Origin of the sequence: Enterobacter sp. JBIWA003, from assembly GCF_019968825.1 — a bacterium.
In the GTDB taxonomy this organism is placed as follows: domain Bacteria; phylum Pseudomonadota; class Gammaproteobacteria; order Enterobacterales; family Enterobacteriaceae; genus Enterobacter; species Enterobacter quasiroggenkampii.
Genome location: NZ_CP074171.1, coordinates 194,163 through 212,145, shown reverse-complemented (window position 1 = coordinate 212,145; position 17,983 = coordinate 194,163). Strand labels below are relative to the sequence as shown.

The following is a 17,983-nucleotide window of genomic DNA, read 5'->3' as shown; positions in this document are numbered from 1 at the left end:
TGTTACCGCTTATCCGCCAGATATGCAGCGAGCGGGCAACAAACGGCTATCGTCGCGTGACTGCGCACCTTAAGCGTGCGCTGAAGGAACAGAACTGGCGGGTTAACCCCAAACGTATTTACCGGATCATGCAGGCGAATAAGCTGTTACTGGCAAAATCTGGCTATAAAAAGCCAGAGCGCTGTCATACCGGCAACGTCGTGACACTTAAGCCGGATACGCGCTGGTGTTCAGATGGCTTCGAGTTCGGCTGTGACAACGGCGAAAAACTACGTGTAACGTTCGCGCTGGACAGCTGTGACCGTGAGGCCATAGACTGGGCAGCAAGCACGGGAGGCTATGACAGTTCGCCGTGCAGGATGTGATGCTGAGGTCGGTGGAAAAACGCTTCGGCGACAGGTTGCCCGACACACCGGTGCAGTGGCTGACAGATAACGGTTCAGCGTATACTGCGCATGAAACGCGGAGGTTCGCCAGAGAGCTGAATCTGGAACCCTGCACAACAGTAGTGAGCAGCCCACAGAGTAATGGCATGGCAGAGCGGTTCGTGAAGACGATGAAGGAAGACTATATTCATGCCAAAACCGGATGTGAGAACAGCCCTGCGAAACCTTGCAGCATCGTTAACGCATTACAACCGTACAGCGCGCTGGGATATCACTCCCCAAGGGAATACCGGAGAGGGTGGGCATCGTTAAATTAAGAGACAAAGCTGTCCGGAGATGGCGGGTCAAGATCAACTGAGTACGAGATGGCAAAAGAGAGAGCATTGACGCTTGAGGCGCTTCGAGTGATGGACGCGATTGACCGGCGTGGCAGTTTTGCAGCGGCGGCAAATGAGTTGCGGCGCGTTCCGTCTGCGCTAAGTTACACCATGCAGAAGCTGGAGGAAGAGCTGGACGTGTTGTTGTTTGATCGCTCAGGTCGCCGAACAAAATTCACTAATGTGGGGCGAATGCTGCTGGAGCGAGGGCGCGTGCTTCTGGAAGCTGCGGACAAGCTTACAGCGGACGCCGAAGTGCTGGCGCGAGGCTGGGAAAACCATCTGACATTAGTTACCGAAGCACTGGTGCCTGTAAAAGTATTGTTCCCGCTAGTCAACCGTCTGGTAGATAAAGCGAACACTCAGCTGTCGATCATTACCGAGGTTCTGGCAGGAGTCTGGGAGAGTCTGGATACAGGCAGAGCAGACATCGTCATTGCGTCGGGCAGGCATTTGCGTTCCAGTTCGGAAATCAACTCGCGCAAGCTTTACAGCGTGAATAACATCTATGTTGCTGCATCCAGTCACCCTATTCACAACGAGCCGGAACCGCTGTCTGAAGTCACGCGCGTGAAGTATCGCGGTGTTGCAGTCGCAGATACCGCACGTGAACGTCCTGTATTGACGGTACAGTTGCTGGATAAACAGCCTCGTCTGACAGTTACCTCGCTGGAAGACAAACGGCAGGCGCTGTTGGCAGGGCTTGGCGTGGCGACAATGCCGTATCCGTTTGTGGAAAAAGATATTGCTGAAGGGCGGCTGCGCGTTGTCAGCCCGGAATATAGCCATGAGGTGGATATCATTATGGCGTGGCGTCGCGACAGCATGGGAGAAGCTAAATCTTGGTTCCTGCACGAAATACCGAAGCTCTTCTCCTGCTATTCTAAATAGATTTTCGACGCCGCTAAACGAGCGTGATTCCGGACATTATCACCAGCGACGACTGGGGCAGCTAAGCCAGAGAAGTTCCGAAGGATAAGCATCTGACCTGCACAATCTTCACCCAACGCATTGAGCGCAACAACCTGAACCAGAAAACCAATAGACAGAAGATGGAGGGCATACGCTGGTGCAAACCAGCACCCCGCGCGAATGCGCGTAAGCGTACAGCGAGGGCCGTATTGACAGGGATGTATTATTGAGCTTGCAGTGCTATGCGCCAGGGTAGCAGTTCGCTGACCCGATTGACTGGCCAGTCGGCTATGACGTCAAGCACATAGCGAAGATAGCCTTCTGGCTCCACGCTGTTCAGTTTGCACGTCCCGATCAGGCTGTACAGCAGAGCCCCCCGCTCACCACCATGATCAGAACCGAAGAACAGGAAGATGGTATGACCTTTATATAATCACTTTAGCATCGGTGCATTATTGGAGGTCATCATGTTACAAAATTCCCCTTCGATTTATGTTGGTCTGGATGTGCATAAAGAATCACTGGCTATCGCGATAGCCAGTCCTGAGCGCGGTGGAGAAATCCGCTTTTATGGTAACATCCCAAATCAACAGCAAAGCATTAATCACTTATTTTTAAAGATAAAAAAGCAATACTCATACATTATGGCTTGTTATGAAGCGGGTCCCTGTGGATACAATATTTATCACCAGCTAACAGCTATGGACGTTGAGTGTATTGTTGTAGCGCCATCACGGATCCCAAAATCACCCACAGACCGCATCAAAAACGATCACCGTGACGCAGTTGGTCTGGCAAGATTATTACGTGCCGGTGAATTAACCCCAGTCTGGATCCCTGACCTGACGCACGAAGCAATGCGTGATCTGGTTCGGGCCAGGGCTGCTTCAAAGCAAGATAGCCGCATTGCCAGGCAGCGAATACAGAGCATATTGCTGCGTAATGACCGGAGATATGACAAGAAGCCGTGGAGTTACAAACATCGGATCTGGCTGGCCAACCAGACTTTTCCTCTACCATCGCAACAGATTGCATTTCAGCACTATTGTCAGAGCCTCGAACAAATAGAAAGCCGAATAATACAACTGGATCAAGAGATTGATCGGCTGTTACCCGAATGGTCGTTATACAATCTAGTCTGCCAGCTTCAGGCGCTAAAAGGCGTGGGTAAAACGATTGCAATCTCACTTGTGTCAGAACTTGGCGATTTCTCTCGTTTCCCTAATCCAAAACAAATCATGGCCTATATAGGGTTAATTCCGGGGGAATATTCCAGTGGTAACAAAACTCGTTCCCGGGGCATAACAAAAACCGGTAACAGTGAACTACGAAGGCTATTGTACGAAGCTGCGTGGGCATATCGTTCTCCGGCAAAAGTTGGAAGCTGGCTCATTACCTACCGACCAACTGAAACCACACAGGAATCAAAAGACATTGCCTGGAAAGCTCAACAGCGGTTATGTGCCCGCTACAAAGCGCTCTTACAGAGAGGTAAACGGTCACAAATTGCTGTTACAGCGGTCGCCAGGGAACTGACAGGATTCATGTGGGATATTGCCCTGACGGCTCGACAATCAGGGTAACAGTACAGCGTTAAACCCTGAAGTGCCGGGCACGGAATGAGTGATCCTCGTCAAGAACGTAGGTCGGAAGGCAACAATCCGATACCAGCAGGTAGAAAGAGGCAAGCTCACTACGAAAACCTTCGTGGGGCAACTAATCTCCGAATAAGAGTCTGTTCAATTCAGGATACAGCTCGGTCACTTCAGGTTCTCTGACGCCTGCGACTGTTTTAAAGCACAGAAAAATCAGGCTGTGCAGGACAAGTACGGCCGAAATTCTTGACAAAGGTCATAAGAGTTTTTACGACCCAGACTGACCGTCCGCAGGGCATTTTCAGCGATATTATTGTGTGTGCCTTGCAAGGCACGATCTTTCCGTCGGTGAAAGTCCGACCCGGCTAACTCTCGCTCCGGCCGGAAGTACAGGGGGCGGTCCAGGAGGTAACGAATGGGCTGAAGCTCTCCCTGAAACGGCTTCTTAAGGAAGTCAACAGGTTATGCGGTCCGTAACGTGAGTGAACACTGAGCAGGCCTCGAAATGCCGTCGTGGGTGCTGACACGCCATAATAACGGGGAAGGCCGACGATGACCGGGAAGAGAGTGAGAAATGCACCGGTCATACCCACCGGGGTAGTGGTGACAGCACGCATAACGATTGATTGAACCGCCCCGGTTTTGTGGGAGAGAGTTTAGTCCGGGAACTCAGGCTGCCAGAGCCTTTTCTCCGATGGAAGCATAATACGCTTTTTCTGCTTCAGCAGGTGGTATGTGGCCGAGTCGCCCAAGCAGCCGACGATTGTTGTACCACTCCACCCATGTCAGCGTCGCCAGCTCAACCTCTGTACGGTTTTTCCAGCTCTGTCGGTGTATCACCTCCGCTTTGTACAGGCCATTGATGCTCTCCGCCATTGCATTGTCGTAGGAGTCCCCCGTGCTGCCCGTTGAGGCCAGCAGTTCCGCCTCCTGTAGCCGCTGCGTGTACGCCAGCGACACATATTGCGATCCCTTATCGCTGTGATGGATTGTGCCTGACGGACGACGGGCCCACAGCGCCTGCTCCAGCGCATCCAGCACGAATGTCGTCTCCATCGAGGATGACACCTGCCAGCCCACGATGACGCCGGCGAACACATCGATGATGAACGCCACGTACGCGAAGCCCTGCCAGGTGCTGGCATACGTAAAATCTGCCACCCAAAGCTGGTTGGGACGGGCAGCGACGAACTGGCGATTGACCCTGTCATGAGCGGCCTGCGTTTTACGACCGACTGTCGTGCGCACTTTTTTACCACGGAGCACACCGGCCAGCCCCATAGCCTTCATCAGCCGCGCGATGGTGCATCTGGCCACGCTGAAGCCTTCCCGCTGCAACTGACGCCAGACCTTGCGAACACCATAGACGCTGTAGTTTTCGTCGTACACGCGCTGTATCTCCACTTTCAGCTGGTCGTCACGTTGCTGCCGCAGGCTACGCTTCTCCGGATGCTGACGCTGCTCCTGGTGCCGGTAATATGTCGACGGGGCGATATCCAGCTCATGGCATACCGGTCCGACCCCGTGGCTCCTGCTGAGGGTATCCAGCAGCGGTATTATTTTTCCACAGACGGTCGAACTCCGCCTTCGCAAAATAAGCGGAAGCCTGCCGCAGGATATCGTTGCTGCGCCGCAGTTCCCGGACTTCCCGCTCCAGCTCCTTGAGACGTTCGCGCTCAGAGGTGGAAAGTCCACCGTCACCTCCGCCTGCATCCCGCTCATGCTGACGAAGCCAGGTGCGCAGGGTGTCGGTGCTGCAGCCTATTTTAGGGGCAAGAGAATGGATAGCCGCGTGTTCAGAACGGTACTCATCACGCTGGTCCAGCAACATTCTGACTGCCCGTTCACGAAATTCCGGGGAGTAACGGTTTGCTGATTTTGATGCCATGTCGGATCTCCTTTTTCACTGAGAGTTTAGTCTCCCGGAAACCCGGTGCGGTTCAGCGTCACGGGGATTAACAACGGGGGCCTGGGTTCATATTCAGATGGTAGTTTTACTTTCCCTTGTCGCCATTGCTGGCGCCATTTAAACAACAGGTTGGCATTAATGCCGTTGTCCAGCGTCAGCCTGGAGATTGAAACACCAGGCTCAAATGATGCCTCGATCAGACGTTGTTCAAACACTGGCGGATAATTAGTGCAGCCCTTAGGTCTGCCGGGTGTAGCTCGCTTCTGTAAATCTGACATTTTTGGCACCCACTATTTTTAGTGGTGGATATTTTGTCGAATACGTCAGATATCAGTCCAGACGGCACAGACTGATCGCTTACCATCATGCGGCTGGATTGCCAGGCTGGTAAGAAGGGTTAACACATGTGAACTGTTAATAAACGCCGTTATCGGCAACAGGGCAAAGATGCTGAAAGACCTGAACCAAAAGGGTACGAGATCTGGTTGCTCCACAGGGCCACCCGGAGCACATAGGCACAGAGATCTCCGGTGAATAGACGGAACCCACCCTGACCTTTTTTATGCCCTGCTACCCGGACCGGGCACCGCTGGGTCGGTAAAAAGGGCGTGGAGAGCGGTATCATCTGCGCACTGTGAGTTTTCTTTCGACTGAACATCCGCTCCTGATAAGAAACAGTTATTTTAGGTTACAATAAATAATCTATGATAAGTAATTAATGCGAATTTTTTGCAATAAAAAGGGTTCTGTTATGATTAACAAAATAATATATACTGTAAACCCAACCGACACCTTAGAAATAAAAAGACACAACAGCGATAGGTTAAATAAGCTTAAAACCCACCCGCTAGCTATTATAATAAAAAACATTGCGATAGAACACAGATACGGTTTGTATATACTAACCATTAATTCAATCATACCACCATTTAATATTTTAATAGCCATAATCATGTTTGGAATAAACATGATTATGTTTGCCAGCAAATATAACCGTGCTAATGTCTCTATATCATAGAACACCCCAACTACAAAAGAACCTACCTGGAGCGTTGCATTAAAGATTGAAATATAAAATAACAAATCGGTCCTTCCTCTTGACATGAAAACAGCGCCCGTAGAACTTACCATCGCTTGTAAAATACCAACAATTGATAACCAAGTTAATAATTTTGGTAAAATACTCCACTGGTTACCAAAAAAAATAATTACAAACTCATTGCTTACTGCTGATAAACCCAGCATCATTGCCGGAACTATTAATGAAATAGCCTTAATGGTTTTTAGATAGATCCTGAAAGAATCATTTGGTGATGATTGCAATCTACTTAAAATGGGATAGAGAGACCTAGTTAAGACAGATGTTATATTTTGCACTGGGAATAACATCAATCTATATGCTAATGAGTACTCACCTAATATCGATGTGGGGAAGAACTTCCCAATAATCAGTTGGTCACTATTTCTAGAGAAATAGTTAATGAAATTAAAAAAAACCAAATTTGAACTAAATCTGAATGTCGACTTAATGTTATCTGTATTAAATGTAAAAGAAGGCTTCCATCCCGATAAGATATAAAATGAGATTGAGGTAAAAATAGAAAAACTAATTGCTTGATATACCAAGCTATAAACACCATAACTATTAACCGCAAAATAAACACCAATTATAAGTGAAGATATTGATGAGAGAGATTCTATAAAAGCTATTTTTTTAAACATTGATCCTCTTTCAAGAAGTGCTAAGTGTACGGATGTGACACTATTAAATATAAAAGATAGTGTAATTAATTTTATGGTGTACTCAAGTTTTTCCTGCTCAAAGAAAATAGATATAAAATGAGCCGAAGCATAAAATAAAATAGCCAATGCAAACCCAACAACCACATTCATTATGAAGACAGAACTTTTGAATGTCTCATCTATTTCTTCTTTTTGAATTATGGCTGCTGAAGATCCCATATCTCTAAGAATATTAACAAAATTAACCACAACTAATGTGATTGACATTAACCCTATCTCCTGTGGTGTGAGATATCTTGCAAAGACAACCAAGCCAAGTAATTGACAAATAACCTTAACACATTGAGATATTGAAACCCATCGCACATTATTTAAAAAATTCATTTATCACCTTGTTAAAAATTAATATCTCTGAAATAAGAATGAACTTTTTGTATTGATAAATCATTGTTTGTCTTTTGCATGCCAAAATATGAAAGGATTTTTTGGTAGAGCATATTGCCTAATTTAAATATGATATTATTTCTCCTGAATTGGAATGTGTTTTGCACGCTGAGGGGATTATTCCTGTGCATTATCTCCTGTACATAATTTAGTGCATCCGGACAAGCCTCAACTTTTGCATTTGATAATTCTAATATTTTACTTATCCAGATGTCATCTGTCGTTGGGGCTAAGGATATATATCCCTTATTTGTTAAAAGAGATTCTTTTATCATCTTTTTAGTTAGAACACACCCGCCGACGCCAGTAATAATATAACCATGGTTTAAGATTTTCTTTTCTAGACAAATATCATATTGACTATAAGACTGCAGTGTTCCTATGATATTTCTCTTTGTTACTCTAATTCTCGAAGCGATTGCTATCCTTTCTTCATTAGAATAAAATGCATTCAGTAATGTATCTAACCATAACTCTCCATAAATAACATCATCATCAGCGTAAACAAGTACATCAGACGGGGCCGCCTCTATTAATGCGTTTATTATCTTCCTGTAAGGTCCTGTATTTTCAACAAACTTAACATCAATAATATTTGCTATTTTATTAAAGTTGTATACCCATTCAGGAATATCTTTTATTCCATCATCTGATAGATATGCCTCTTTAGATATCCATAATACAATTTTATCTGGCTTCTTTTTTTGATTGATCAATGACCATACCGTTGCACTACAAAGCCCAAGCCGTGAAGATGTTGTTGTTAGGTTTATAGAAATCATAATAAACTCTTTTCATAGTTAAGTGATGTGCTAAAGAGCAGCTTCATAAAAATGGATTTTGAATATATTACATCGATTTATATGGCACAATTGCAAACTTATAGATGAAATAGTATTTCACATTTAGGAGATGTTCGTAAATTTAAAAAGATCTGCATTTACGCAGAAGATAACCATAATAAGAAGGTGTGTCCTGATTTTACGCACTAATCCCTTTGATTGTTGCGCATGCTGTATTTATAAATTTGAATTCCCGCGTGGTATACCAATTTTAGCTTTCCATGATCGCACTCAATGACGTTATTAAATACTTATTCTATCTATTGGCTCACGATAGCTAATAAAACATTTTTATAACCAGTTTATTACTCACTGGATAATACCAAACTGGAAAATTCCGTCCTTAGAGTGGGTTCATGTGATTCTCAAGCGGCACTAAGTCACTTGTCATCAGTATCCCGATAAGAGTAGTCGATATATTTAACTACATCCATAGAATGGCGTTCTTTAAGATAAAACCATACGCATAAAATTGCAACAAACATAATTGTTGCCAAAAATAGAATTAAAAACCACATTATCTTCACCCTTCTATGAAAAAAATGTTAATGTTCGGCCATGCTTAATATTTCAAATAATATATCAGGCATCAAGTGTTTAATGCAAGTAAGCAGGAGCCATATAAGATTTGGCGGGTAGATGTAAAGTTCACAATTTTGAAATTGCAACCTTTTCAGCCTTAGAGTGAAGTGGTTGATTTTAAAGAAATATTTATCTCAAAAGTTACAATATAAGCCAGCATCTTCCTATATTATTTTAATTTACCTATAGTTATGTTTATTTTTGCATCTTTGGGTGATTGGAAAATATTTTGATATTGTTGCAAAGAGCATCATCTCTGATGAACTTTGTGCTCTGAATAGCCACAGGTTTAACAGACACCTCAGAGTCATTTAAGATGGCTTTAAGAGAGGTGCCCATGAACGGTAAGCGTTATCCCGAAGAGTTTAAAATTGAAGCAGTCAAACAGGTTGTTATTCAGCCCATACCTGGCTGGATATACGGGCCGGAGGTCAAGATAAAAGGTCCCGATTAGCTCAGATAGCTCAGAGACGAGCCTGAGTATGACGATATCCGTTAAAGCGGCCCCGAAAAGAAAGGATTTGCCCCTGCTGCAAATCAAGAGGTCGGTGAACCCAGCGGTTCTTATTAGAAAACACGCAGAGCTATACCTTCAGCATAACGATTCAGTTACTTTATAAATGCTTCGTTGTTTCACTGCGTAATTTAAAACCACATCACATTTGACCCATTTCAGTTATGTAGTTTTTATATTACGATTCTATTTATTAAAATATACGTTTGAAAAAGTAGACTCTCTGCTGTACGCTTTGGTGTATAACTTTTCCCCGATTTTTCACGCAGCGCGCCGGAGGTTTTCCGGCCCGGACGGAGCCGAAATGACCCTGATGCCCGATGACGAACCGGATCTGAGTCTGTCCGCAGCGGTCATTCCACCTGGTGAGGCGTTTTTGCCGGCGCTGGCCGGTGAAAATGCTCCGGTCAGCCCGGCGCGGGCATACCTGCTTTCCCTTAATTCCCCCCGCAGCCGGCAGACCATGGCCTCGTTCCTGAACATCGTTGCCGGCATGCTCGGAACCCCGTCTCTCGAGTCCTGCTGCTGGGGCAGCCTGCGGCGCTATCACGTGATGGCCGTGACCGAACTGCTGCGCGACACCGGCCGGGCCACCGCCACCGTCAATACCTACCTTTCTGCACTGAAAGGGGTGGCAAAGGAAGCCTGGATGCTCCGACTGATGGACGTCGAGAGTTTCCAGCACATCCGGGCGGTGCGTAACCTGCGCGGTAGCCGTCTTCCGCGCGGCAGGGCCCTGCCACCGGAGGAGATCCGTTCTCTGTTTTCTGCCTGCGAGGCCGATGATTCCAGTATCGGTATCCGCGATGCGGCGATACTTGCCGTCATTCTCGGCTGCGGCCTGCGCCGTTCGGAGGTCGTGGGGCTGGATTTGAGTGACGTTGTCACAGATGAACGGGCACTCCGGGTACTGGGTAAGGGAAACAAGGAAAGGCTGGCCTACATGCCGGCCGGCACCTGGCAGCGGCTCAGAACGTGGATCGATGACGTCCGGGGGGAAAAAGACGGGCCGCTGTTCACCCGTATCCGCCGCTTTGACACCCTGACCAACGACCGGCTGACCGACCAGGCGGTGTACCATGTCCTGCAGGTCCGCCAGCATCAGGCAGGCATTGCTAAATGCGCCCCGCACGATTTGAGGAGAACCTTTGCCACGGCCATGCTGGATAACGGCGAAGACCTGATTACCGTTAAGGATGCCATGGGCCACGCCAGTGTCACCACCACTCAACAGTACGACCGCCGCGGTGAAGCGCGTCTTCGCAAGGCCAGAGATCGTTTAAAAATCTAACCGTCATCCATAAGGTATATAAATGCTTTTGTATCATTACAGTGACCAAAATGGTTTTATTGGAATTACTATTCCGCGCAGCTATTTAGCCAAATGACTTCTGTGTGTAAATTAAGTAAAAAAAACATATAAAAATACACCATTATAATAATAAGTTTCCATTATAATGAAAAGGTTGGATTACATCATTATTTGTTTCACATTTTTTTTTGCCCGTTCATACGGGCTTTTTCTATATGACGTTATATTATATCTCACATGAAATTGGCTTTCTCTAAAGCCTCGCATGTTAGACGCCTGAAGATGCAATTTGCTATGAGAGTAATTGGAAGCATAACGGGTTGCCATGATTTAATTCCTGCTGAAACTGAATTTTCTTTGAAGAGCAAGCAATTTAGTAACCTGGTAACACCTGAGGTGCTTAATCAGAGATAGCCCATTGATTTTATGTTCGATACGCTAATCCGTGGTATAAACTTCAAGACCTTCAATGTGTGGGTGGTTTTAACCGTGAAGAGCTGGCAATAGAAATCGATCTTAATATTCCTGCTCAGCGAGTTGTCTGGGTGCCAGACAGCATAGTGGTAAACCGGGGTTGCCTGCTGAAATTATTGACACTGGCACAATAGGAGGACTGAAGATGTTACCGACTATCCTGAAATGCTGCCCGTACTGCGGAAAACTGACGAACCCCTATGCGGGATATTGCTATCACTGTCATATATCGTCTCCTTTTGAAAGAGGAAGAAGGCGCGAGCGGAGAAGGAATATCTTGTGGGCTGCATTGGTGATGATTTTCGGTGTCATCATGATGCTCACGCTACTATAGCTGAATTTTCTGTATAATTTTTCTATTCCTTAATATGTTCATCAAAATAAGACTACTCACGGAACGGGAACAACTTTATCACTAAAAGTGATTTTGTTATTTTTGGGGAATATTTACATGCATGACACTAAACAAATATTTTTATGTATCTCTGTCATGTATTGCCCGTTTTATATGGAACTTGTAATTAAACACATCTTGTTATTAAGGAAAAATCATAAATTAACTACCCCCCCCATTAATATGGGCTTACCAACGTGTTATTGTTTTTACCACATCTATTAAAGAGAAAATCAAACCTACAAATAACAACAAATTCCCTGTATGCATTGTTGGTAGTTTTGTTTGGTCAACAAAAAAAATTGAATAACACCCCATCAAAACTGCAACAATCCAGATTATACGGCGTAATGGAAATTTCATAGGATACCCTTGAAATGTAATTGCCCAGTATATAGTCTGCTCACTTTTTTTATTTAGTTTGATTTCAGTGTGATATCATATTAACCTAATAACTCTTTAAATGGCTATTTTCCATTCCAATATCACACCCTGAAATATATAGTACAGATTATAACTTTAGTATTGGTTAAGTGATTTATATTAATTTTGAATTCATCCATGTCATTGCTAATGGATTTATAACGTATTGTATCTAACAATGGCAGCAATAAACAATGAATGATAGATTTTTTTATGTGTTTTATTGGCTATTATTTTCAAACCACTGTGCTTATAAAAATAAAAAAAGAGAACTGACCACACTGCTGCTGTCTTTCCCTCCGTATTTCGGAGATCAACTTATACAATCTAAAGGGAAAGTATCAAACACCACTTCTGAACAGATTCAAGGACAATGTAGGAGATATAATCATTTTCTGATGCCACTTCTTACAAATACACTATACTTGGAATTGAGCATATCTGCATCCTGTTACGTGAACAGATAAAGTATTCTCCCGGTGATTTTGGTTATCAGCGTTCGCGCTGGAGAACAGAACGTCTGGCGATAAAAAAATCAATGAGATAACAGGATCCCCGCTTCATGTGGGAACTCTTCATCGCTGGTTGCCCATCGCTGGGATAGTATGGCGCAGGGCGGCTCCGACGCTGTGTATGCATGATCCGCATAAAGATGAAAAGATGGCCGCCATCCATAAAGCGCTGGACGAATGCAGCACAGATCACCCGGTCTTTTATGAGGATGAAGTGGATATCCACCTCAATCCCCAAATCGGAGCGGACTGGCAGTTGCGCGGGCATCAGAAACGTGTGGTCACACCGGGGCAGAATGGAAAATATTATCTGACCGGGGCGTTGCACAGCGACACAGGAAAAGTCAGTTACGTGGGGAGAAGCAGCAAAAGTTCGGTACTGTTTATCAGCCTGCTGAAACACCTTAAAGCCACGTATCACCGGGCAAAACCATCACGCTTATCGTGGATAACTACATCATTCATAAAAGCCGTGAAACACAGCGCTGGCTGAAGGAAAACCCGAAGTTCAGAGTGATTTACCAGCCGGTTTACTCGCCGTGGGTGAACCATGTTGAGCGACTCTGGCAGGCCCTGCACGATACGATAACCCGGAACCATCAGTGCCGGACAATGTGGCAGTTGTTGAGAAAGGTTCACCATTTTATGGAAACCGTCAGCCCGCTCCCCGGAGGAAAACATGGGCAGGAAAAGTGGAGCGGTATTAGACGCAGCTATTTAGATCAGCGGCTTGTTAGCACCTTGCTTTTGTGATATTTTCCAAAAATTATCGAGGTAAAGGCAGGCAGCAGAATGAGATATATTTCATTGTTATGTTTTAGTGTTTCTATTGTTTTTTCCAGCACATCTTTGGCAAGCTCAAGTGATTCACCCCTTGGATGGTATTCTAAAAATCAGACTTTATATTATGGGAAGGAAAAATCCGATATCCGATATGGTGCATTTGCGTGCGATAAAAAATCACAAAAAATATATTTTTCTATCAATCAGGAAATGGAAGGATTAAAATCTAATAAAGAGAAAAGGATAGAAATTGTAGTTAATGAGAAAAGTTTCAGCCTTAAAGTAAAAGGTAAGTTTGATGCGGGTTGGGAAAATGCAGTTCCAGAAATATCATTCACAAAAAAAGAATTCAACAATAAAGAAAGCTTTGTTAATTACATTGCAAATCACCAGGGGGTGATTACTCATTTTTTGGGCGGAGAAAACCCGCATATCCCTCTCAATCGTGACTTCCATGAAAGATACAGCAAGCTAACAAAGCAATGTTTCGGAAATTAAAATAAAGAGGGAGACCATGTGTATATAGATTAATTACATGATCAATACATACGAATTCAGATAATAAGAATCAATCCCAGAAGGGATTGTCAGATGTCGTAACTGATAATTTCTGAAGGAGAAAATATGACGGGCGGCAAATGGCAGATCAGCGATGAACAATTCCGCCAGTGGTGTAAGTGCTGCCCCCGCACGCCCTACCATATCAGCCATCGTGCTGACGGGCAGATGGATATCTGAGCGGGCCAGCACCGACTGCTGGCGGTACAGGGGCATATGGTCGCAGTGCTTGCTGATCACCATCTGGGCGATGAGTGACGGCTCTGCCGCACCTTTCGGGATAATGTGTGCAGGCATATCACCGCTGACCACCCGCTGGCAGCAGGTACATCCATACTGCGGGCGAACGTACCGGTTAACCACGACGCGAGCCGGGATATACTCCAGTTTTTCGCTCACCTCATCGCGGATGTGACGCAGTGCGCCCTGGCAGTCAGGACAGCTTTCGGTTGAGGCCGGTTCGATAGTTTTTGTGACACGCGGGAGATGGGCCGGTAGCGGTTTTCGTGCCGGACGTTCCGGAGCTGATTTTTCTTCAGCAGGAAGCAGCGTGTCCAGTTGCGCTTCAACCGCAGCGATATCCGCATCCATATCCTCTTCGAACAGGGAGCGTTGCATACCGGCCAGTGTTTCGCCCTTTTTACCGAACCGTTGCTGGCGTGCCAGTTTCAGCGCTTCTTCCAGCAGAAGGATGTGTTGCTGAAGAGAGATATTCTGCTGGCGAAGCTTTTCTTCTTTTTCAGCGTTCTCAGACACGACATTTTGCACCATGGCAAGTGCCAGTGTGCGAAGTTGCTCGATGTCGTTGGTGGTGGAGAGAACAGAGATATCCATGCGGGTAATTATACCGCATCCGGCACAGATAGTCATTATTGTTCATAAGGTTATACTGGCTTTTGGTGCAGATTCAGTTGCATCCCGGAAGACCCATTTTGTGAGATCGTGACCTTTGACCTGCTGCCAGTCAACGCCGCTGACGAGCCAGCTGAACTCATCGGTAGTGAGGGACCAGGCAACATCACTCGCCCGGGACCAGCGGAAGTTCCCCTTGTGCAGACGGCGAACGCATAACCAGACGCCGTGTTTATCCCAGCGCAACACTTTGATACGCGAGCGGGATTTATTGGTGAAGACGAAGGCGGCTCCTTCGTGCCACGACGCGTTGAGCTCATTCTGGACATACTGCGTCAGCGTGTCGATCCCCCGACGCATATCAACGGGTTTGACGGCGAGAAAGACATTTTCAGGCGTCAGCATATTTGAGAGCCCTGAAGACATCGGTGAGTTGCGAAGGATGGCAGCACATGCGTATCCCGCCGGGGAGAAAGAGGGTTACGGGCTCATTTACCACGGGTGAAAAAGGTTCAGCAGGCGGCGTAGCTTCCGTGATATGTACGGGCAGCACAGCGGGCTCGCTGGCGCGTCGCTCTGCCTTTGCGACATCCTGCGGCCATTCACGGAATGAAGTAAAGGGTATGTCGTTAAGTTCGCAATACTGCTGACGGGTAAGACCGCTGGCCCGCCAGCTGGCGACATGGTGTTTTTTCTTCTCAATGAACCATCGTTGTCTCATCAGTAAACATCCTTCGTCAGTTAAAGATGTTGCTGATATTACCCGCTGAAATAATTAAGAAAATATGAGTTCACCGGATGCTTACGTTGTGGCAATGGCTGGAGCAGCAGAAAGAAGCGTGCCCGGAGAGCTCCGCGCTGGGTAAAGCGATCGCGTATGCACTAAAACGTCGTGTGGTTCTCAGTCGCTTCCTGGAGGATGGCGCGTTACCCCTTGACAATAATCGCTGTGAGAGGGCCATCAGACCTGTGGTGATGGGACGCTCCAGCTGGCTCTTCGCCGGTTCGGTTGCAGCGGGTGAGCGTGCCACAAAAATCATGAGCCTGCTGGAAACAGCGAAGATGAACGGTCTTGATCCACATGCCTGGCTGACGAACGTTCTGCAACAGTTACCGGGCTGGCCGGAAGAAGACCTAGACGCCTTGCTGCCGCTGCCGGGGTTCGTCTTCGTGCGCGAAGGAGCCTGACAGAAAGCCCCCGATATCCGCACTAAGGACTTGCGCGCCTGAGTCCGTAAATAGCGGGAGCCCGCTTCCCACAAGGCTTCATCGCCATAGCATACCTGACTAAGTTCCAGCGCCACACGCGCGGAATACCTCACTCAGTACTTCACCACCTGACGAACGCTTCCCGGAGAAACCTGATGCCGGCCCCATCGGAGCTGTCATTATGAGTTCACCGGATGCTTACCAGTATCTCAGCTTCTATGGCCTGATTGGTGCTGCCGGCACGAAGGCTGACTCCCGTCTGGTGTGGCGCAACAGTGTGCGGGCTGACGAGCCGGGCGGTAATCAAACGTTTAATGGTTCTTCGGTTTCCACAAACTTTGCGTACGCCGCAGGGGTGAGCATTAACCAGGTAGAAAATCTGTCCCTGAATGTCGGTTACGAAGGCAGCCGACCGGAGTACTGGAATACAACCTATTCCATCAACAGCTTCAGCGTGGGCTACCGCTTCTGACGAGATTTCACACGCCCTTCCAGGGGCGTGTTTTTATTTCCTTCAGGACAATCAAGCGGCGCTTAGTCTACCCGGATTTCAACGAATTACTATCCGCAGATGTTACAGCGAGTTATTCGCTCATGGCATCGCGCCAGAGCCTTTCCACAATGCGCTGCGCCAGAATGGCCTGCTCGCCGGACGTTTCAGGAACCGTCTGATTTTGCACGCAGGTGATAAAGTGACGGGCGCATCCTGCGAAACCGCGCTGCTCGAGGGTGCTCTGCCAGCCTGGCGCCGGGAGCGTCACCACGCCGTTGCCCTTCTCTTCCCGCCATTCGCGCATGTCCGTTATGTCGTACAGCGCGCCCTCGGTCACCGCCTGCACGGATTCACGCTGGCTTCCCGCCCGACGGTGCATGCTGGTGGTAATCTGAAGATGCTCAACGGCGAAGTGGTGCTCCGCGTAGACCATCTGCCCCTCGTCATTCGTTAACAGGGTACCGCTTTTCAGCAGCGCTTCGCCGTTGCTCAGCCACAGAGCCGTATCCACAACGTGCAGATAATCATCCAGAAGGGTGAAGTGCAGATCGTTCGGCCCAATGCTGTCGGTGCGGTGTTTATCCATCCGCAGCGAGGCGAGCGTGTCCGACTGCGCCTTCAGCTGCTGGTAAAGCGGCGCGAAGCGGCGGTTGAAGCCCACCATCAGCGTCAGTTTTTTGCGCGCGGCCAGCTCAATCAGCCGTTCGGCATCCTGAACATTTTCCGCCAGCGGCTTATCCACGCAGACGTGAACCCCCAAATTGAGCAGCTCGCTCACCACCTGATAGTGGGTTGCCGTTGAGGTATGCACAAAAACCGCATCACACTCGCGGGCCAGATCCTGCAGAGAGGCGGCATACGGAATGCGCCAGGTTTCGCAGATACGTTCTGCCTTTTCTCGGGTGGGTGACCATGCCCCTTGCAGGGTCCAGTCCGTCGCCGCACCTAAAACAGGCAGCCAGGCTTTTTGCGCGATGCCGCCGAGCCCCACCACGCCTACGCGTAATTTTTTCACCGTCATTCTCCCAGATGTGCCAGCAAGGCATCCAGACGCTGTTTCAGCCCGGCGACCTCGTCTTCCAGCGCCTCTACCCTAGCGACAAGAGTGTCAGTGCCTGCTGAGGATCCCGCGTCGCTCTCCACGGTAGCGACATCGACGTCGCCGCTGAACAGATGCATATAGCGGCTTTCACGTTTGCCCGGCTCGCGCGCCAGACGCACCACGTATGGGCCGTCTTCGCGAGAAGCCAGCCCTTCCAGGGTCTGCTCAACTTCCTGCATGTCGCTGAACTCATGCATACGGGAAGCGCACGTGCGCAGCTCTCCCGGCGTCTGCGCCCCGCGCAGCAACTGCGTGGTGATGACCGCCACTTCCGCACCGCTCAGCTTCAGGTCGCCGAATTCGGAGTTACAGAAGCGCTTTTCGTATTTGGTCACGCGGTTGCCGAAGCCGCTGACGGTGCGCAGATAGTGGCGTTTTACCAGCGCATCCAGCACGTCCTGAACCTCATGCTAGCTGAGGTTCATCACCGGCTCGCGGTTGGTCTTCTGGTTGCAGGCCATGGTTACGGCGTTGACGGAGAGCGGATACTGCTCCGGCGTGGTGACCTGTTTTTCGAGTAAGCACCCAATCACGCGCGCTTCTGTACCGTTTAGCTGATACTTCATC

11 protein-coding genes, 9 pseudogenes and 1 other annotated feature are annotated in these 17,983 nt (G+C 47.7%); of the genes and pseudogenes, 10 read left to right on the top strand and 10 right to left on the bottom strand.

Annotated features, from left to right (window positions below; genetic code table 11):
* Nucleotides 1–38 precede the first annotated feature (38 nt).
* From KGP25_RS25580 to KGP25_RS25570, 3 genes and pseudogenes are all read left to right on the top strand, one after another.
* Nucleotides 39–703: pseudogene (locus KGP25_RS25580) on the top strand (DDE-type integrase/transposase/recombinase); the annotation flags it as partial.
* 48 nt (nt 704–751) lie between these two features.
* Entirely contained in the window at nt 752–1,654 is a 903-nt protein-coding gene (locus KGP25_RS25575; protein WP_223540640.1) for a LysR family transcriptional regulator, read from the top strand.
* A gap of 35 nt (nt 1,655–1,689) precedes the next feature.
* Nucleotides 1,690–1,818: pseudogene (locus tag KGP25_RS25570) on the top strand (IS1 family transposase); the annotation flags it as partial.
* Nucleotides 1,819–1,898: 80 nt separating this feature from the next.
* Here the strand turns inward: KGP25_RS25570 and KGP25_RS25565 are convergent.
* A pseudogene (locus KGP25_RS25565) lies at nt 1,899–2,087 on the bottom strand (transposase domain-containing protein); the annotation flags it as partial.
* A gap of 55 nt (nt 2,088–2,142) precedes the next feature.
* Between KGP25_RS25565 and KGP25_RS25560 the strand changes: the two are divergent.
* A complete protein-coding gene (locus tag KGP25_RS25560) occupies nt 2,143–3,258 on the top strand; it encodes an IS110 family transposase (protein WP_223540639.1) in 1,116 nt (371 codons plus the stop codon).
* A 681-nt stretch (nt 3,259–3,939) separates the two neighbouring features.
* Here the strand turns inward: KGP25_RS25560 and KGP25_RS25555 are convergent.
* From KGP25_RS25555 to KGP25_RS25540, 4 genes and pseudogenes are all read right to left on the bottom strand, one after another.
* Nucleotides 3,940–5,158: pseudogene (locus KGP25_RS25555) on the bottom strand (IS3 family transposase).
* Nucleotides 4,756–4,871, bottom strand: a sequence feature (AL1L pseudoknot). It overlaps the preceding pseudogene by 116 nt.
* A gap of 26 nt (nt 5,159–5,184) precedes the next feature.
* On the bottom strand, nt 5,185–5,457 hold the full coding sequence (locus tag KGP25_RS25550; RefSeq protein WP_223540638.1) for a transposase: 273 nt from the start codon (nt 5,455–5,457) through the stop codon (nt 5,185–5,187).
* A gap of 424 nt (nt 5,458–5,881) precedes the next feature.
* Nucleotides 5,882–7,306 (bottom strand): lipopolysaccharide biosynthesis protein, encoded by a 1,425-nt coding sequence (locus tag KGP25_RS25545; protein WP_123061073.1) that lies wholly within the window; start codon nt 7,304–7,306, stop codon nt 5,882–5,884.
* 11 nt (nt 7,307–7,317) lie between these two features.
* Nucleotides 7,318–8,148: a glycosyltransferase gene (locus KGP25_RS25540; protein ID WP_123061072.1), complete on the bottom strand. Its 831-nt coding sequence runs from the start codon at nt 8,146–8,148 to the stop codon at nt 7,318–7,320.
* A 1,460-nt stretch (nt 8,149–9,608) separates the two neighbouring features.
* Between KGP25_RS25540 and KGP25_RS25535 the strand changes: the two genes are divergently transcribed.
* The 4 genes and pseudogenes from KGP25_RS25535 to KGP25_RS25520 all read left to right on the top strand — a co-directional run bounded on the left by KGP25_RS25535 (nt 9,609) and on the right by KGP25_RS25520 (nt 13,700).
* Complete coding sequence (locus KGP25_RS25535; protein ID WP_123061070.1) at nt 9,609–10,595, top strand: tyrosine-type recombinase/integrase; 987 nt, start codon at nt 9,609–9,611, stop codon at nt 10,593–10,595.
* A gap of 438 nt (nt 10,596–11,033) precedes the next feature.
* Nucleotides 11,034–11,158 (top strand): annotated as a pseudogene (locus KGP25_RS25530) (IS3 family transposase); the annotation flags it as partial.
* Between the two features lie 1,182 nt (nt 11,159–12,340).
* Nucleotides 12,341–13,172, top strand: a pseudogene (locus tag KGP25_RS25525) (IS630 family transposase); the annotation flags it as partial.
* A gap of 39 nt (nt 13,173–13,211) precedes the next feature.
* A complete protein-coding gene (locus tag KGP25_RS25520; protein ID WP_223540637.1) occupies nt 13,212–13,700 on the top strand; it encodes a hypothetical protein in 489 nt (162 codons plus the stop codon).
* 165 nt (nt 13,701–13,865) lie between these two features.
* Here the strand turns inward: KGP25_RS25520 and KGP25_RS25515 are convergent.
* The 3 genes and pseudogenes from KGP25_RS25515 to KGP25_RS25505 form a co-directional block, all read right to left on the bottom strand.
* A pseudogene (locus KGP25_RS25515) lies at nt 13,866–14,630 on the bottom strand (IS66 family transposase zinc-finger binding domain-containing protein); the annotation flags it as partial.
* Nucleotides 14,631–14,636: 6 nt separating this feature from the next.
* Nucleotides 14,637–15,017 carry an IS66 family insertion sequence element accessory protein TnpB gene (gene tnpB, locus KGP25_RS25510; RefSeq protein WP_143345826.1) on the bottom strand — a complete coding sequence of 127 codons (381 nt, stop codon included), beginning with the start codon at nt 15,015–15,017 and terminating at the stop codon, nt 14,637–14,639.
* Nucleotides 15,004–15,336 carry a hypothetical protein gene (locus tag KGP25_RS25505; protein WP_123061067.1) on the bottom strand — a complete coding sequence of 111 codons (333 nt, stop codon included), beginning with the start codon at nt 15,334–15,336 and terminating at the stop codon, nt 15,004–15,006. Before KGP25_RS25505 ends, tnpB begins: the two co-directional genes overlap by 14 nt.
* Nucleotides 15,337–15,419: 83 nt before the next feature.
* Here KGP25_RS25505 and KGP25_RS25500 point away from each other — a divergent pair.
* Together KGP25_RS25500 and KGP25_RS25495 are read left to right on the top strand one after the other, a co-directional pair.
* A pseudogene (locus KGP25_RS25500) lies at nt 15,420–15,800 on the top strand (transposase); the annotation flags it as partial.
* Nucleotides 15,801–16,002: 202 nt separating this feature from the next.
* Nucleotides 16,003–16,293 carry an Ail/Lom family outer membrane beta-barrel protein gene (locus tag KGP25_RS25495; protein ID WP_123061066.1) on the top strand — a complete coding sequence of 97 codons (291 nt, stop codon included), beginning with the start codon at nt 16,003–16,005 and terminating at the stop codon, nt 16,291–16,293.
* Between the two features lie 112 nt (nt 16,294–16,405).
* Here KGP25_RS25495 and KGP25_RS25490 read toward each other — a convergent pair whose 3' ends face one another.
* The gene (locus KGP25_RS25490; protein WP_223540636.1) at nt 16,406–17,329 is read right to left on the bottom strand and encodes a Gfo/Idh/MocA family oxidoreductase; all 924 of its coding nucleotides are present in this window, start codon (nt 17,327–17,329) and stop codon (nt 16,406–16,408) included.
* Between the two features lie 2 nt (nt 17,330–17,331).
* Nucleotides 17,332–17,982: pseudogene (locus tag KGP25_RS25485) on the bottom strand (YceH family protein).
* Between the last annotated feature and the right edge of the window lies 1 nt (nt 17,983).

Excerpts from the sequence above, each read along its gene's own strand:
- KGP25_RS25495 (WP_123061066.1), top strand. The coding sequence starts at position 16,003 with ATGAGTTCACCGGATGCTTACCAGTATCTCAGCTTCTATGGCCTGATT.
- KGP25_RS25545 (WP_123061073.1), bottom strand. The coding sequence starts at position 7,306 with ATGAATTTTTTAAATAATGTGCGATGGGTTTCAATATCTCAATGTGTT.
- KGP25_RS25540 (WP_123061072.1), bottom strand. The coding sequence starts at position 8,148 with ATGATTTCTATAAACCTAACAACAACATCTTCACGGCTTGGGCTTTGT.
- KGP25_RS25520 (WP_223540637.1), top strand. The coding sequence starts at position 13,212 with ATGAGATATATTTCATTGTTATGTTTTAGTGTTTCTATTGTTTTTTCC.
- KGP25_RS25560 (WP_223540639.1), top strand. The coding sequence starts at position 2,143 with ATGTTACAAAATTCCCCTTCGATTTATGTTGGTCTGGATGTGCATAAA.
- KGP25_RS25550 (WP_223540638.1), bottom strand. The coding sequence starts at position 5,457 with ATGTCAGATTTACAGAAGCGAGCTACACCCGGCAGACCTAAGGGCTGC.
- KGP25_RS25575 (WP_223540640.1), top strand. The coding sequence starts at position 752 with ATGGCAAAAGAGAGAGCATTGACGCTTGAGGCGCTTCGAGTGATGGAC.
- KGP25_RS25535 (WP_123061070.1), top strand. The coding sequence starts at position 9,609 with ATGACCCTGATGCCCGATGACGAACCGGATCTGAGTCTGTCCGCAGCG.
- tnpB (WP_143345826.1), bottom strand. The coding sequence starts at position 15,017 with ATGCTGACGCCTGAAAATGTCTTTCTCGCCGTCAAACCCGTTGATATG.